The organism is Streptomyces sp. NRRL F-5122 (assembly GCF_001507435.1).
Taxonomy (GTDB): Bacteria; Actinomycetota; Actinomycetes; order Streptomycetales; family Streptomycetaceae; genus Streptomyces; species Streptomyces lannensis.
In genome coordinates this window covers 97682-112538 of the sequence record NZ_LMWH01000266.1, presented here as the reverse complement: position 1 = coordinate 112538, position 14857 = coordinate 97682, and the positions used below count along the sequence as shown (strand labels likewise).

Genomic DNA, 14857 nt, shown 5'->3' with positions numbered 1-14857 from the left:
GTCAGTGCCCGGAGTCCGACGCCTTCCAGCGGAAGATGCGGCGCTCGGCGAAGGTGAGCAGCCCTTCGGCCACCAGCGCGACGACCGCGAGGATGACCATCGCGGCATACACACCGGCCGCGTTGAAGGTGCCCTGGGACTGTGCGACGAGCAGGCCGACACCCTTGGTGGCGCCGATGTACTCGCCGACGATGGCGCCGATCAGTGCGAAGCCGAAGCTGACATGGAGACTGGTGAAGATCCATGAGGTGGCCGACGGGATGACCACCTGAAGCGTCACCCGCCGGTCGCTGGCCCCCAGGATGCGGGCGTTGGAGACCAGATTGCGGTCGACCTCGCGGGCGCCCTGGAAGGCGTTGAAGAAGACCGGGAAGAAGACCAGGACGACAGCCGAGGCGATCTTGGAGGACGGGCCGAGTCCGAACCAGATCACGAAGATCGGGGCAAGGACGATCCTGGGTATGGAGTTGAGCACCTTGATGTATGGACCAAGGACATCGGCGAGGAAGGCGATCCTCCCCAGTGCGATACCGAAGACCACACCGGCCGCCACACCGATGACCCAGCCGAGCAGCGCCTCCTGGAGCGTGACCCAGATCTGCTCGCCGAGCGAGCCGAGCGCGGTGCCGTGGGTGATCCAGGTGTAGATCTGGTCCCACACCTTCGAAGGCATCGAGAAGTTGAAGGGATCGATGACCTTGGCCCGGGACAGCGCCTCCCAGAGGCCGAGCACGGCCACCAGCAGCAGCACACGGGCGACCAGGACGACGGCCTTGCGCCTGCGGGCGGCACGCGCCCGGGACTCGGCACGGCCGGGCTGCTTGGAGGTGTCCACGGGAGCCGACGCGGAGATGACCTCAGGCGACATGGGCGGCACCCCTTTCGCGCGTGATGCGGACCTCTTCGCCGAGGGACTCCCAGATCTCGCGGTAGATCTCGATGAACCGCGGCTCCAGGCGCACCGATTCGACCTTGCGCGGCCGCGGCAGGTCGATGTCGAAGATGTGCTTCACGGTCGCGGGGCCGGCGGTCATCACGACGACCTTGTCGGCCAGCGCGATGGACTCCTCCAGGTCGTGGGTGACGAAGACGACCGAGGCGCCCGTGCCCTCCCACAGCTCCAGCAGCTCGTCCGACATCAGCGCCCTGGTCTGCACGTCGAGCGCCGAGAACGGCTCGTCCATCAGCAGGATCTCGGGGTCGTTGACAAAAGTGGCGGCGAGAGCGACACGCTTGCGCTGGCCACCGGAGAGCTGATGCGGGTAGCGGTCCTCGAAGGCCGTGAGCCCGACCCGTGCAAGCCACTCGCGCGCCTTCTGCTTGGCCTCCGCCTTGGGCACACCACGAAAGCGGGGGCCCGCCATGACGTTGGACAGGACCGTGCGCCAGGGAAACGTGGCGTCCTGCTGGAAGACGAAGCCGACCTTGTCCCCGACTCCCGCGACCGGCGCGCCGGCCACCAGCACCTCGCCCTCGGTGGGCTCCTCCAGCCCGCTGACCAGCGTCAGGGTCGTCGACTTGCCGCAACCGGTGGGTCCGACGACGGCTACGAACTCGCCGCGGCCGACGGTCAGATCAAGCCCCCTGACGGCCGTGTGCAGACCCCCTGACGGGGTCCGGAAGGTCTTGCTCGCGCCCCGTAGCTCGATGGCGGGGCTGGTGTCTGCGCTCATGGCCGGGACCGTAGATGTGCTGGGGGCCGCGGCAGCACTCTTCTGGGCGCAAGACCTACTTCTGCTTGCAAGAGTCTGTTGTGCTCATTTTGCTCGCGCTACAACTGCGGAGCCGAAACACGGGCTTAACGCTCGCCTGGCCTTGAGGGAGAGAGGCCCGATGATAAACGTCCTGATCGTGGACGACGACTTCCGTGTCGCCGAGATCAACGCCAAGTATGTGGGAAAGGTTCCCGGCTTCCGGGTCGCCTCCCGCGCGCACAGTGCCGCCCAGGCGCTGGCCGCGGTGGAGCGCGCCACGATCGACCTGGTTCTGCTCGACCACTACCTGCCCGATCAAACGGGGCTCGAACTGGTCCACCGCATGCGCGAGCAAGGCCATGGCACCGACGTCATCATGATCACGGCGGCCGGCGACGTGGCCACGGTGCAGGCCGCGATGCGTCTGGGCGCGCTGCACTACCTGGTGAAGCCGTTCACTTTCACGGCCCTGCGCACGCGCCTGGACTCGTATGCCGCCCTGCGCCGGACGGTCGACCGCGTCGGCGGCCGGGGGGTGGCCGGCCAGGAACAGGTCGACCGCATCTTCGGCGCCCTGCGCACCACGCCGGCGTCCTCCTCACCCGGGCTGCCCAGTGGCCACTCCGAGCCGACCACGGACCTGATATGCGATGTACTGCACCGGTCCGGCCGACCGCTCTCGGCCCATGAGGTGGCCGCACGGACGGGGTTGAGCCGCTCCACCGCCCAGCGCTATCTGCGCCGCCTCGAGCAGGTGGGCCGACTGCGGCTCTCCCTGAAGTACGGCGACACGGGGCGGCCCGAACACCGGTACGCGTGGGTGGCGCCGTAGCAGCGGGTGCGCGGGCCCTGCGACCCGCGCACCGCAGTGTGGTACCTGCGGGTCAGACCGCGCCCGCCCCCGTCAGCGACCTCACCTCGGTCTCCGCGTGCTTGGCCTCGTCCGGCTGTTCCCCCGAGGTGACCGTGCCGAGCCAGCCCGCGACGAAGCCGAGCGGGATGGAGACGATGCCGGGGTTCTGCAGCGGGAAGTACTGGAAGTCGACTGCGGGGAACAGCGAATCGGGACTGCCCGAGACGACCGGCGACAGCAGCACGAGCACCAGGGCGGGCACCAGGCCGCCGTAGACCGCCCACACGGCGCCGCGTGTCGTGAAGCCGCGCCAGAAGAGCGAGTAGATCAACGCGGGAAGGTTCGCGGAGGCGGAGACGGCGAAGGCGAGCCCCACCAGGAAAGCCACATTGAGATCGCGGGCCAGCAACCCGAGCGCGATCGCCACCACGCCGATTCCGGCGGCCGCGACCCGCGCCACGGTCACCTCGCTGCGCGCCCCGGTCCGACGGCGTCTCAGCGATGCGTACAGGTCGTGCGCGACGGCGGCCGAGGAGGCCAGGGTGATGCCCGCGACCACCGCGAGGATCGTGGCGAAGGCGATCGCGGCGACCATCGCGAACAGGACCGTCCCGCCTGCGGATTCCGCGCCGCCGCCCAGCTTCAGGGCCAGCAGCGGTACCGCTGTGTTGCCGGCCGTGTTCGACTCCCGCACGGCGTCGGGTCCGACGACGGCCGCCGCGCCGAAGCCCAGCACGATCGTCATCAGGTAGAAGCCGCCGATGAGCCCGACCGACCAGACGACCGAGCGACGGGCGGCCCGCGCAGTCGGCACGGTGTAGAAGCGGGAGAGGATGTGGGGCAGCCCGGCCGTGCCCAATACCAGCGCCAGTCCCAGGCTGATGAAGTCGATGCGCGCGGTCCAGTTCCCGCCGTACTTCAGCCCCGGTGCAAGGAACGCCTCGCCGTGCCCGCTGCGCTCCGCCGCGGTCCGCAGCAAGGAGTCGAGGTCCCCGTGGAAGCGCATCAGGACGAGGACGGTCAGCGCCACCGTTCCCCCGAGCAGCAGCACGGCCTTGACGATCTGGATCCAGGTCGTGGCCCGCATCCCGCCCAGCGACACATAGATCACCATCAGCGCGCCGACGACGATCACGGTCCAGGATCGCGCCGCGGCGCTCGTCCCGCCGAACAGCAGCGCCACGAGACTGCCCGCGCCCACCATCTGCGCCACGAGGTACAGCACGGACACGGTCACCGAGGACGTCCCCACCGCGACCCGGACCGGCCGCTCCCTCATCCGGGCCGCGACGACGTCCGCCAGCGTGAACCGTCCGCAGTTGCGAACAAGTTCGGCGACGAAGAAGAGCACCACAAGCCAGGCGACGAGGAAACCCACGACATAGAGCAGCCCGTCATAACCGAAAAGAGCGATCAGTCCGGTGACACCCAGGAAGGATGCGGCGGACATGTAGTCGCCTGCAATGGCAAAACCATTCTCCATCGGCGAGAACAGTCGCCCGCCCGCATAGAACTCCTCCGCCGAACCGTGCCGGTTGCGGCTCACCCATGTGGTGATCGCCAGCGTGATCGCCACGAACACACTGAACAGCACCAGAGCCAGTGCCTGATGGTGCTCGCTCACCGCTCGCCGCCCTTGAGTCCCCGCGTCAACTCTTGTGTCTGCCAGCGCAGATCGAGAGCCGCCCGGTCCCGGCGCAACCGGGCGTGCCACGCGTACGCCCAGGTGAGCAGGAAGGTCGTCAGGAACTGTCCCAGTCCCGCCACCATCGCCACGTTCACCGCGCCGGCCACCGGCCGTGCCATCAGCCCCGGCGCGGTCTGCGCGGTCACCACATAGCCCAGGTACCAGGCCAGGAACGCGACAAGACCCGGGACCACGAATCTCCGGTACCGGCTGCGCACCTCCTGGAAGGCCGCACTGCGCTGCACCTCCAGATACACCTCCCCCGCACGGGAGGCGCCCTCCTCGCGTCGCGCGGGCGGCACCACGGGGGCGGGAGCACCTGTCCCGTCCAGTTCGCCCCAACCGGAGGCGAGCGCGTCGTACCAGGGGTCGTCGTGCCTGACATGTCCGGCCGCCCCCATGGACGCGGGGGCCGCGTCACGGCCTTCGTGCCTCTCGACCGGACTCTCGGGACCGCCCCCGCCTCCGCCGGGACGGTCATTGCTTGACTTCATGCCCAAGGATGGACAGATCGGGAAGTTCCCCGGCTCTCCTTCCCCGTGCTCTTCACCCCATCAGGTGACTCAGCGCGAGGGCGGTCTGACCAGACCGTTTGCATACGCGTAACGGACCGCCCCCGCACGGTCCTTGAGCCCGGTCTTGGCGAAGAGATTGTTGATGTGGGTCTTCACGGTGGCCGTGGAGACATGAAGCCTGCGGGCGATCTCCTGATTGGTCAGTCCGTCGGCGATCAGCACGAGCACCTCCGTCTCCCGTGCGGTCAGCCCGTCCGGTGGCTCCGCGGGCGCGGCCGTCTGCCGCTCGGGCTCCGACAGCCGTTCCAGCAGCCGTCGCTGGATGCTCGGGGAGAGCCCCGCGTCCCCGGACAGCACGCTCCGCACGGCCCGCACGATCTCGTCGCCGCCCGCGTCCTTGGTCAGATACCCGCGCGCCCCCGCCTTCAGCGCCGGGAACAGCGACTCGTCGTCCGCGTAGGTGGTGAGCACGACGACCTGGGTGCCCGGGTGCTCGCTGCGGATGCGCCGCGTCGCCTCGACTCCGTCGCAGCGCGGCATACGCAGGTCCATCAGCACCACGTCCGGCGCCAGCTCGGCGACGAGCTTCACCGCCTCCTCCCCGTCCCCGGCCGCGCCGACCACCTCGACGCCGGGAAGCAGACCCAGCAGCATCACGATGCCCTCGCGCACCACCGTCTGGTCGTCCGCCACCACCACCCGCGCCGGCTTGCCGCCCTCCTCCTCCGTCATACCGGCACCTTCAACGTCACCACGAATCCCTCCTCGCCGGGCCCTGCCTCCAGCGAACCGCCCAGCAGTTCGGCGCGCTCCCGCATGCCCAGCAGACCGTACCCGGCGCCCGTGCCGGTCAGTTCGCCCGGCGAACCCCCCGAGTCCCGCACGTCCAGCATCACTTGGTGCTCGGCGTACTCCAGCCGAATACTCACCTTGGCGCCGGGGGCGTGCTTGCGGACGTTCGTCATGGCCTCCTGGGCGACCCTGCGAACCGCCTGCGAGGCCTCGGCGGGCAACGGTTTGCTCTCACCCGATACGGTGACGTCCGCGCGGCCCGCCGTGGCGACGAGCTCACTCAGGAAGTCCTCGAGCGGGGACATCTCGCCACGCAGCGCCGAGAGCGCCTGCCGGGTCTCGGCGAGTCCTTCCCTGGCCATCCCCCGGGCCGCCACGACCCGCTCCAAAATCCTGTCCCGCTCGGCCCCCGACTCGATCAGAAGCCGGGCCGCCTCCAGATGCACAAGCTGCGCGGAGAGGCTGTGCGCCAGTACGTCGTGGATGTCCCGTGCGATCCGGGTCCGCTCCGCGAGGGCCGCCGACTCGGCCTCGGCCACCCGTGCGGCCCGCTCCTGGGCGAGCAGCCGCAAGGCCCCGCCCCGCGCTTCCGCGTCGAGTCGCAGCACGTAGCCCGCGAGGGCGATGCCGACCGTGGTGGCCAGGGTGGTCAACCAGGCGTCGTTGTTGACCGCGACGTACGCACCGAGCCCGACGCCTGCGGCGGGTACGGCGGCGGCGAGGGGCAGCCGTTCCATGGCGACGACGGCGCAGGCGCACCAGAGCACGAGCGCCGGGATGCGCAGGCCCGCGAGGTGCCCCACGAGTGCCAGCCCGAGGAGCCCCGCGAGCAGGCCGACCGAAGGCAGGAGCCGATGGTGCAGTGTGGTCCGGTAGAAGGCCCAGCCCGCCACCGCGCACACCAGCACCCCGGCCGCGGCCGCTACCGCGCCCCACATGGGCAGTCGGCCGCCGGTGAAGGTGGCCCACAGGAGCATTCCGGCGGCGAAGAGCCGTGCGCACCGGCCGAGCGCGCGCCGGGCACCGGACACTCCCCTGCGGGAGAGTGCCTCACGCGAGGGCCAGCGCGTCCACACGTTGTCCGTCACACACGCTCCTTCGGTGCGGGCCGGCGCATGCCGTCACCGTACGCCGAGACAGGCCCGTCAGCCGAGACGAGGGACCTCACCCGCCGGACCAGGAACCCCGAGCGCACCAGCAGCGTGCCCGCCAGGGCGAGCAGGAGGGCGGAGCTGTCCTGGTGGACGCCCAGCGCTGCCCCGACCGCGAAGAGACCGACCCGCAGGGCGATACCGCCGATCCAGACGCTGATGCTCGCCTTGGTGCTCCTGCTCCACGCGGTGCCGTCCGCCTCCAGCCATATCCGGGTGGTCCAGGCCCAGCCGGCCCCGGTGGCCAAACCGATCAGCAATTCGGTGCCCAGCAGGAAAGCGGACACTGTGGGGTGATGGGGATCGAGCAGGCCGGGCCGGCGCAGCGCGAGAACGATGAGGACCACCGGGACCAGCCACCAGCGCCGGTCGGCGTCGATCCGGCGTGCCCGGAACTGGCGCACGATCACCAGGGCGACCACGGCCACGATCACCAATGCGTTGACCAGCCCGGACATCACTGCCTCCGTGAACGGAAGGGAAGGAAGCCGACAGCGGCTGCCGTCGACACCCAGGACGCTACGGAAATCGGCAGGTCAGCAGATCGGCGTCGGGGTGGATCGTGGGTGGAATGAGCACCGCCTGCCCTCTCCACCCTGGGGTGGAGGCAGTCCTCGGTAGCCGCTCGTCGCAAGGGCGCTCACCGCCCTCGGGGCACCGGTCGGACACGGCCGCCGATACCGATCGGAGCCCGTGCCGGGGTTTCGTCGGTCCCGTCCGTCGCCCGCCGATGGCCGCGCTGCGGAAACCCGCCGCCGATGGCACGCACCCGCACACTCGCCGCCGACGGTGTCGCGGTCCGGAAGCCCCGAGAGCCCATGCCCGTGAAACCCGCGTGATGCGGACATGGGGGGCAGCCGGCCGTCACGCACCGGCCGCTCGAAGCCGCGGGCAACCCCGAGGCCTTCGCCCCACCGCGGCCGACCGCGAGCCGGGCGCGGTCCGCCCGGGCGACCGCGCCGATCGCCCGGGCAAGCTGCCCGGAAGCCACACGGCTCGCGGCCGGAACCCGTCCCTGGCCGCCCGCCCGGTACTCGGTGCCGGTCTCACGTTCGACCAGCACCCGGACCCCGCCTGAGCCCCGGAGCCCGAACGGGGATCACCGCCGTGCGCCCCGGACATGTCGGCCGGGGCCGTACGCAGAGGTCAGGCGTCGATGCGGGACCGGTCCAGCGTCGCGGCCGAGCTGGAGATGAACTCCTTGCGCGGTGCCACGTCGTTGCCCATCAGCAGGTCGAACACCTGCTCGGCGGACTCCAGGTCGGAGAGGTTGATGCGACGCAGGGTGCGGTGACGCGGGTCCATCGTCGTCTCCGCGAGCTGGTCGGCGTCCATCTCGCCCAGCCCCTTGTAGCGCTGGATGGAGTCCTTGTACCGGATGCCCTTGCTCTGGAGTTCCAGCAGCTTGTCGCGCAGCTCGCGGTCGGAGTACGTGTAGACGTACTTGTCCTGGCCCTTCTTCGGCTGGACGATCTCGATGCGGTGCAGCGGGGGCACCGCGGCGAACACCCGGCCCGCCTCGACCATGGGCCGCATGTAGCGGTGGAACAGCGTCAGCAGCAGGGTGCGGATGTGGGACCCGTCCACATCGGCGTCGGTCATCATGATGATCTTGCCGTAGCGTGCCGCGTCGATATCGAACGTCCGGCCCGATCCGGCCCCTATCACCTGGATGATCGCACCGCACTCGGCGTTCTTGAGCATGTCCGTCACGGACGACTTCTGAACGTTCAGGATCTTGCCCCGGATGGGCAGGAGCGCCTGGAACTCCGAGTTCCGCGCGAGCTTGGCCGTACCCAGCGCGGAGTCGCCCTCGACGATGAACAGCTCGCTGCGGTCGACGTCGTCACTGCGGCAGTCGGCGAGCTTCGCGGGCAGCGAGGAGGACTCCAGGGCCGTCTTGCGGCGCTGAGCGTCCTTGTGCTGACGGGCGGCGATGCGCGTACGGGCCGCGGCCACGGCCTTCTCCAGGACGACGCGGGCCTGCTGGGCGGCGTCGCGCTTCGTGGAGGTCAGGAACGCCTTGAGTTCCGCGGAGACCACGTTCGTCACGATCCGGCGGGCCGCGGACGTGCCGAGAACCTCCTTGGTCTGGCCCTCGAACTGCGGTTCGGCCAGGCGCACGGTCACGACCGCGGTGAGCCCTTCCAGGGCGTCGTCCTTGACGATGTCGTCCTCGGCGACGCGCAGCAGCTTCTTGGCTCGCAGCACGTCGTTCATCGTCTTGGTCACCGCCTGCTCGAAGCCGGCGACATGGGTGCCGCCCTTGGGGGTGGCGATGATGTTGACGAAGGACCTCAGCGTCGTGTCGTACCCGGTACCCCAGCGCAGCGCCACGTCGACGCCCAGCTCACGGGTGACCTCGGTGGGCGTCATCTGGCCGTGGTCGTCCAGGACGGGGACCGTCTCCTTGAAGGTGCCCTGCCCGGAGAAGCGAAGGACGTCGCACACCGGCTTGTCGCTCGCCAGGTACTCGCAGAACTCGCTGATGCCGCCGTCGAAGCGGAACGACTCCTCGCCCTTGCTTCCGCCCTCGCCCAGCCCGAACTCGTCGCGGACGACGATGGTCAGGCCGGGAACCAGGAAGGCCGTCTGGCGGGCGCGCTGGTGCAGCGTCTCCAGGGAGAGCTTGGCGTCCTTGAGGAAGATCTGGCGGTCCGCCCAGTAGCGCACGCGCGTGCCGGTGCGGGTCTTGGGGATCTTCTTCGCCTTGAGCAGTCCGCTCTTGGACTCGAACTTCGCGGTCGGGCCTTCACCGGCGAAGACCCCCGGCACACCGCGCCGGAAGCTGATCGCGTGCGTGTGGCCGCCGCGGTCGACCTCGACGTCCAGACGGGCGGAGAGGGCGTTCACCACGGATGCACCGACGCCGTGGAGGCCGCCGGAGGCCGCATAGGAGCCGCCGCCGAACTTGCCGCCCGCGTGCAGCTTGGTCATCACGACCTCGACGCCGGACAGACGTGTCTTGGGCTCCACGTCCACCGGGATGCCGCGGCCGTTGTCCCTCACCTCCACCGAGCCGTCGTCGTGGAGGATCACATCGATGTGGTCGCAGTAGCCGCCCAGGGCCTCGTCGACGGAGTTGTCGATGATCTCCCAGAGGCAGTGGCTCAGACCCCGGCTGTCGGTCGAGCCGATGTACATGCCGGGGCGCTTCCGCACGGCCTCGAGGCCTTCGAGGACGAGGAGGTGCCGCGCGGTGTAGTTGGAGCCGTCGCGGTCTGCTCCTGTCAGCAGCGCTGTGGACGGCACGGACGTATCGGCGGTCACGCGGTTCGCTCCTCGCTGAATTTCAGATGGGGCCCTTTGGGGTAACGGGCCGGCTTGGGTCACCGGACCGAGGGTACCGAGGCCTGGTAGAGCCGTTGTACCGCCACCCTCGTCGAGAACTCACACTAGTCCAGAGTCGCACGGACGTTCGACACCCGGTTGGGGTGAAGTACATATCACGTTCCCTTCGAGGCATGAACCATTTAGCCTCGGGGCACGTCCTCATCCACAACCGGCAACGCCGCCGGGAGGACGCGACCACCGATAGACAGCGCGAACCCGTACGACATACAGACGTAATACGGCACATTCGCCGCCAACCGGCAGCAGCCAGCCGCCCCGGAAAGAATTTTTCGAGGATAAGCCGCGAGCGGGAACGTTTTCGGCCTGGTTGGATGTTGACCCTGGTACGACAGCTCGTCGAGCTAGAGAAGAGGCGACGTGACTACTGTTCTGACCCCCGCGAGCCCGCTGACGGCCGCTGACCGCTGCGACCGTTGCGGCGCCCAGGCGTACGTACGCGTCGTCCTCCTGAGCGGCGGAGAACTGCTCTTCTGCGCCCACCACGGTCGCAAGTTCGAGCCGGAGCTCAAGAAGATCGCCGCCGAGATACAGGACGAGACGGAGCGGCTGACCTCCGTTCCGGCCAGCACCTCGGAAGACGAACGCTGACACCTAGCGCGTACCGACGAGCCGACACCGGCGCCTAGGCCGGTGAAGCGGGCGGCCACTCCGATCACACGGAGTGGCCGCCTGTATTCGTAGGGCGCACCGCGACGGCGCCGCGGAGCGCTCAAGGAGCCGCCCGCCCCGTCACGCAGCCGCGGTCCGCTGCGCGGCACCCGCCGACGTACGCGATGGAGCTCCGGACGCGTGTCACCGTCATCGGCCACCGCTCAGCGCTTTGACGGCCTCGGAGACCCGCGTATAGACCCCGGGGCTGCCCGGCTGCCCGCAGCCGCTTCCCCAGGACACCAGACCGATCAGACGCCCCATGGCGACAAGCGGTCCGCCGCTGTCCCCCTGGCAGGCGTCGTGACCGCCCTGGGGCATACCGGCACACAGCATGGAAGCGGGCTGGTACTTGCCGTCCAGACCGCCGGGGTATGCCCTCCCGCAGGCATTGTCCTGCAGGACCTGAAGGTTCGCGCCCCGCAGACTGCGCTCGTAGTCCGCGGCGCCGGTGGTGTCGCCCCAGCCGTACACCGTCGCCTGCGTCCCCGGCTGATAGGCCGGATCACCGGCCGCCGCCATGCCGATGACCGAACTCGCCGGCAGCGGGGAGGCAAGGGTGAGCACGGCGAAGTCACCGGCGTTCGTGAGGCTGTTGTACGTCGGATTGACCCACGTGGCGGCCACCGGGATTTCCTTGCCCTGGGCGGACATGAGATCCGTACGACCCGTGATGACCTTCAGGTCCGGCACCTGGCCCGGTGGTGCGCCCAGGACGGCCGCGCTCATGCAGTGGGCGGCGGTCAGGACCTTGGAACGGTCCACCACCACTCCCCCGCAGAACTGCCCCGCACGGGTACCACCGAACCGGTCACGGCTGGAGAGTGCGACGGTCCACGGACTCTTCGAGATGTCGACCGGGAAGCCTCCGATGACGACGTTGTCCGCCGTCGCCGAAACCGGGGACACCAGCGGTATCACGGCTGCCGCGACCCCTACAGCCAGGGCTCGGGCAAGGTGGCGGCGCATGGGCACTCCTCACTGTCGGATGGTCGTAGAACACCCACAGTGATCCAGTCGGCTACGACGCGCACACGCAGAGGGGCCGGTTCCCACGGGAACCGGCCCCTCCGGGGACTACGAGCGAGGCTCAGTCGAGATAGTCGCGCAGCACCTGCGAACGCGACGGGTGACGCAGCTTCGACATCGTCTTGGACTCGATCTGGCGGATCCGCTCACGGGTGACGCCGTAGACCTTGCCGATCTCGTCGAGCGTCTTCGGCTGACCGTCGGTGAGGCCGAAGCGCATGGAGACCACGCCCGCCTCGCGCTCCGACAGGGTGTCGAGGACCGAGTGCAGCTGCTCCTGGAGGAGCGTGAAGCTGACCGCGTCCGCGGGAACGACGGCCTCGGAGTCCTCGATGAGGTCACCGAACTCGCTGTCGCCGTCCTCACCGAGCGGGGTGTGCAGGGAGATGGGCTCGCGGCCGTACTTCTGGACCTCGATGACCTTCTCCGGGGTCATGTCGAGCTCCTTGGCCAGCTCCTCCGGGGTGGGCTCGCGACCCAGGTCCTGGAGCATCTGGCGCTGGACACGGGCCAGCTTGTTGATGACCTCGACCATGTGCACCGGGATACGGATGGTGCGGGCCTGGTCGGCCATGGCGCGGGTGATCGCCTGACGGATCCACCAGGTGGCGTACGTGGAGAACTTGTAGCCCTTGGTGTAGTCGAACTTCTCGACCGCGCGGATCAGACCGAGGTTGCCTTCCTGGATGAGGTCCAGGAAGAGCATTCCGCGGCCGGTGTAGCGCTTGGCCAGGGAGACCACCAGACGGAGGTTCGCCTCCAGGAGGTGGTTCTTGGCGCGCCGGCCGTCCTCGGCGATGATCTCCAGCTCACGCTTGAGCTTGGGGGCGAGCTTGTCCGCGTTGGCCAGCTTGTCCTCGGCGAACAGCCCGGCCTCGATGCGCTTGGCGAGCTCGACCTCCTGCTCGGCGTTGAGCAGCGGGACCTTGCCGATCTGCTTCAGGTAGTCCTTGACCGGGTCGGCGGTCGCGCCGGCCGCGGCGACCTGCTGCGCGGGGGCGTCGTCCTCGTCCTCGTCGGACAGCACGAACCCGGCGCTCTCGGTGCCCTCGGGCTCGTCGCCGGCCTTGCCGGGGGTCTCCTCGAGGACGACCTCCTCCTCGATCAGCTCGACGTCGTCCTTCTTGTCGGTCGCCGTCGTCTTCTTGGCGGCCGACGCCTTCTTGGCGACGGTCTTCTTGGCGACGGCCTTCTTGGCGGTCGTCGCCTTCTTGGCAGCGGCCTTCTTGACGGGCGCGTCCTCAGCCGGGTCGTCGGAGACCGGCACGGCCGGAGCGGCTGGAGCGGTGGCCTTCTTCGAGGTCGCCGTCTTCGCCGCAACGGTCTTGGTGGCCGTGCGCTTGGCCGGACTCTTCGCTGCGACGCTCTTACGGGTGCGCTTGGGCTCTGCGGCACTGACCATCAGCGTCACACCCTCTTCCTCGAGGATCTGGTTGAGGCTGCGCAGTACGTTCTTCCACTGAGTGGCCGGAATCTGGTCAGCTTCGAAGGCCCGACGCACATCGTCGCCGGCGATCTGCCCCTCAGCCTTTCCCCGCTCAATGAGAGCCATGACAGAGACGGACTCGGCGATCTCCGGCGGGAGCGTACGGGATGTGCTGGCCGACACGAACAACCTCTCGGAACGTTGGAAAACGGCTTCCGGCCCCGTCCACCAGGACAGGAGCCGACCGCCGGCTTGGGGATGGGCCGACGGCGCGGGCAAGGGCCGGGGAGATGCACAGCGCCGTGAACGGCGTCCGTATTCCCTCCTCGGCTGTCACCTCTTAGGTCATCGCATAGTGCCCCGAAGCGTTACGCCCAATCCGCGTGGCCCGGATCACACCCCGTAACCGCTCAAAAACGTCCAGATACGGGCAGAGATATTCAGCTGTTGTCGTCCCGGAGGCCAACCGCCGTCGGCAGAGCGCTGCCGCACCCCGAAGCCCTCGGTCGACACAGGGGACCTGGGGCGGTACCGACACCCGCGACCGGCTCCGCCTCGTCCGCGACGCGGCCGCCCTCCGGAACCGGCGACGCCGTCCGTCCCCGTCGGACTCCGCCGGGTCCCTGGAGGATCCGACGGAGTCCGACGGCGGGTGGACGGCGCTGCGCGGTTGTGGACCGCACGGCCCGGTGCTGCACGACGGGCACCCACACCCGGTCGCACCGCCCGCACGGTTGCGGTCAGTGCTCCCGCGGCGCTGGCACCACGCGCTCCACCTCGGGGTGGACGGTGAGCAATTGACGCATCGCGCTCTCGGCGGCCGCCCCGTCGCTCGCGGCGAGCGCGTCGACGATGCGGGCGTGCTGGGTCAGGGCCGCGTCGTTCGGGCGCTCGCAACCGGTCACCGGTCCGCCGGAGACCTGGAGGGCGGCCGAGACGATCCCCGAGAGGTGCTCCAGCATGCGGTTGCCGGCGACCTGGATCAGCAGCGAGTGGAACTCGGCGTCGGCACGCGAGAAGGTCAGGGAGTCGCCCTGGCCCATGGCGTGCCCCATGATCTCGACCATGTCGCCGAGCCGCTGCTGAACCTCCTCACGCCCGTGACCTGCGGCGAGGCGGGCGGCGAGCGGCTCGATGGTCCACCTCAGCTCGCTGAGTTCGCGGCGCTGGTCGTCGCGCTGGGGCCCGAAGGCCCGCCACTCGATGATGTCCGGGTCGAGGAGGTTCCAGTCGCTCACGGGACGCACCCGAGTGCCGACGTTCGGCCGGGCGCTGACCAGGCCCTTCGCTTCGAGGACGCGCAGCGACTCACGGACGACGGTGCGGGACACCTCGAATCGCTGACCGATCTCCTCCGGCACCAGGGGGCGGTCGGCACCCAGGTCGCCGGAAACGATCATCTGGCCCAGTTGCTGGACGAGTTGGCCGTGGAGTCCACGTCCACGGCTGCCCGCGGCGCGTCGGCCGACGCGACCCAGTTCCGGGTCCGCGCCCTCCCAGGAGGGTGAGCCGACGCGGTCGGCGGCGGGCGCCTCGGCGTAGGGGTAGCGGTCGAGTTCGCCCGGTCCGGCCAGGCCGGAGTCTGCGGAGCGGGCGGCGGTCATCATGGTGTGCGCAAGGGTACTCACGGATCCTTTGTCGGCGCCCTCTCCAACTGCCTTGAGGTCTTTGGTGAAAAGCACACGAAAGGGTGATCGCTCACGGCGTC

At 69.4% G+C, this 14857-nt stretch carries 13 protein-coding genes; 2 read left to right on the top strand and 11 right to left on the bottom strand.

The window, feature by feature from the left end:
- Position 1 precedes the first annotated feature (1 nt).
- Both ADL25_RS36035 and ADL25_RS36030 read right to left on the bottom strand, forming a co-directional pair.
- Entirely contained in the window at positions 2-868 is an 867-nt protein-coding gene (locus ADL25_RS36035; protein WP_059132117.1) for an ABC transporter permease, read from the bottom strand.
- Positions 858-1673: an ABC transporter ATP-binding protein gene (locus tag ADL25_RS36030; protein ID WP_059132116.1), complete on the bottom strand. Its 816-nt coding sequence runs from the start codon at positions 1671-1673 to the stop codon at positions 858-860. Before ADL25_RS36030 ends, ADL25_RS36035 begins: the two co-directional genes overlap by 11 nt.
- A gap of 160 nt (positions 1674-1833) precedes the next feature.
- On the opposite strand from ADL25_RS36030, the gene ADL25_RS36025 reads away from it, so the two are divergent.
- Entirely contained in the window at positions 1834-2526 is a 693-nt protein-coding gene (locus ADL25_RS36025) for a response regulator (RefSeq protein WP_059132115.1), read from the top strand.
- Positions 2527-2578: 52 nt separating this feature from the next.
- Here ADL25_RS36025 and ADL25_RS36020 read toward each other — a convergent pair whose 3' ends face one another.
- The 6 genes from ADL25_RS36020 to ADL25_RS35995 all read right to left on the bottom strand — a co-directional run bounded on the left by ADL25_RS36020 (position 2579) and on the right by ADL25_RS35995 (position 9962).
- Positions 2579-4171 carry a cation acetate symporter gene (locus ADL25_RS36020; RefSeq protein ID WP_059132114.1) on the bottom strand — a complete coding sequence of 531 codons (1593 nt, stop codon included), beginning with the start codon at positions 4169-4171 and terminating at the stop codon, positions 2579-2581.
- The gene (locus tag ADL25_RS36015) at positions 4168-4728 is read right to left on the bottom strand and encodes a DUF485 domain-containing protein (protein ID WP_079050805.1); all 561 of its coding nucleotides are present in this window, start codon (positions 4726-4728) and stop codon (positions 4168-4170) included. Before ADL25_RS36015 ends, ADL25_RS36020 begins: the two co-directional genes overlap by 4 nt.
- A gap of 69 nt (positions 4729-4797) precedes the next feature.
- The gene (locus ADL25_RS36010) at positions 4798-5481 is read right to left on the bottom strand and encodes a response regulator transcription factor (RefSeq protein ID WP_059132112.1); all 684 of its coding nucleotides are present in this window, start codon (positions 5479-5481) and stop codon (positions 4798-4800) included.
- A complete protein-coding gene (locus ADL25_RS36005) occupies positions 5478-6629 on the bottom strand; it encodes a sensor histidine kinase (protein WP_059132111.1) in 1152 nt (383 codons plus the stop codon). Before ADL25_RS36005 ends, ADL25_RS36010 begins: the two co-directional genes overlap by 4 nt.
- Positions 6626-7150, bottom strand: a complete 525-nt coding sequence (locus ADL25_RS36000) for a DUF1453 family protein (RefSeq protein WP_059132110.1) — start codon at positions 7148-7150, stop codon at positions 6626-6628. Before ADL25_RS36000 ends, ADL25_RS36005 begins: the two co-directional genes overlap by 4 nt.
- A 688-nt stretch (positions 7151-7838) precedes the next feature.
- Positions 7839-9962: a DNA gyrase/topoisomerase IV subunit B gene (locus ADL25_RS35995; RefSeq protein ID WP_059132109.1), complete on the bottom strand. Its 2124-nt coding sequence runs from the start codon at positions 9960-9962 to the stop codon at positions 7839-7841.
- A 441-nt stretch (positions 9963-10403) separates the two neighbouring features.
- Between ADL25_RS35995 and ADL25_RS35990 the strand changes: the two genes are divergently transcribed.
- On the top strand, positions 10404-10634 hold the full coding sequence (locus ADL25_RS35990) for a DUF7455 domain-containing protein (RefSeq protein WP_059132108.1): 231 nt from the start codon (positions 10404-10406) through the stop codon (positions 10632-10634).
- 210 nt (positions 10635-10844) lie between these two features.
- On the opposite strand, the gene ADL25_RS35985 is transcribed toward ADL25_RS35990, so the two are convergent.
- From ADL25_RS35985 to ADL25_RS35975, 3 genes are all read right to left on the bottom strand, one after another.
- A complete protein-coding gene (locus ADL25_RS35985; RefSeq protein WP_059132107.1) occupies positions 10845-11663 on the bottom strand; it encodes a S1 family peptidase in 819 nt (272 codons plus the stop codon).
- A gap of 121 nt (positions 11664-11784) precedes the next feature.
- Positions 11785-13332: an RNA polymerase sigma factor gene (locus ADL25_RS35980; protein ID WP_059132256.1), complete on the bottom strand. Its 1548-nt coding sequence runs from the start codon at positions 13330-13332 to the stop codon at positions 11785-11787.
- Between the two features lie 557 nt (positions 13333-13889).
- The gene (locus ADL25_RS35975) at positions 13890-14777 is read right to left on the bottom strand and encodes a FadR/GntR family transcriptional regulator (RefSeq protein WP_079050804.1); all 888 of its coding nucleotides are present in this window, start codon (positions 14775-14777) and stop codon (positions 13890-13892) included.
- Positions 14778-14857: the final 80 nt, after the last annotated feature.

What these genes read in the sequence shown, in the direction of transcription:
- ADL25_RS36035 (WP_059132117.1), bottom strand. Translation starts at nt 868, where the DNA reads ATGTCGCCTGAGGTCATCTCCGCGTCGGCTCCCGTGGACACCTCCAAG.
- ADL25_RS36030 (WP_059132116.1), bottom strand. Translation starts at nt 1,673, where the DNA reads ATGAGCGCAGACACCAGCCCCGCCATCGAGCTACGGGGCGCGAGCAAG.
- ADL25_RS36025 (WP_059132115.1), top strand. Translation starts at nt 1,834, where the DNA reads ATGATAAACGTCCTGATCGTGGACGACGACTTCCGTGTCGCCGAGATC.
- ADL25_RS36015 (WP_079050805.1), bottom strand. Translation starts at nt 4,728, where the DNA reads ATGAAGTCAAGCAATGACCGTCCCGGCGGAGGCGGGGGCGGTCCCGAG.
- ADL25_RS36010 (WP_059132112.1), bottom strand. Translation starts at nt 5,481, where the DNA reads ATGACGGAGGAGGAGGGCGGCAAGCCGGCGCGGGTGGTGGTGGCGGAC.
- ADL25_RS36000 (WP_059132110.1), bottom strand. Translation starts at nt 7,150, where the DNA reads ATGTCCGGGCTGGTCAACGCATTGGTGATCGTGGCCGTGGTCGCCCTG.
- ADL25_RS35985 (WP_059132107.1), bottom strand. Translation starts at nt 11,663, where the DNA reads ATGCGCCGCCACCTTGCCCGAGCCCTGGCTGTAGGGGTCGCGGCAGCC.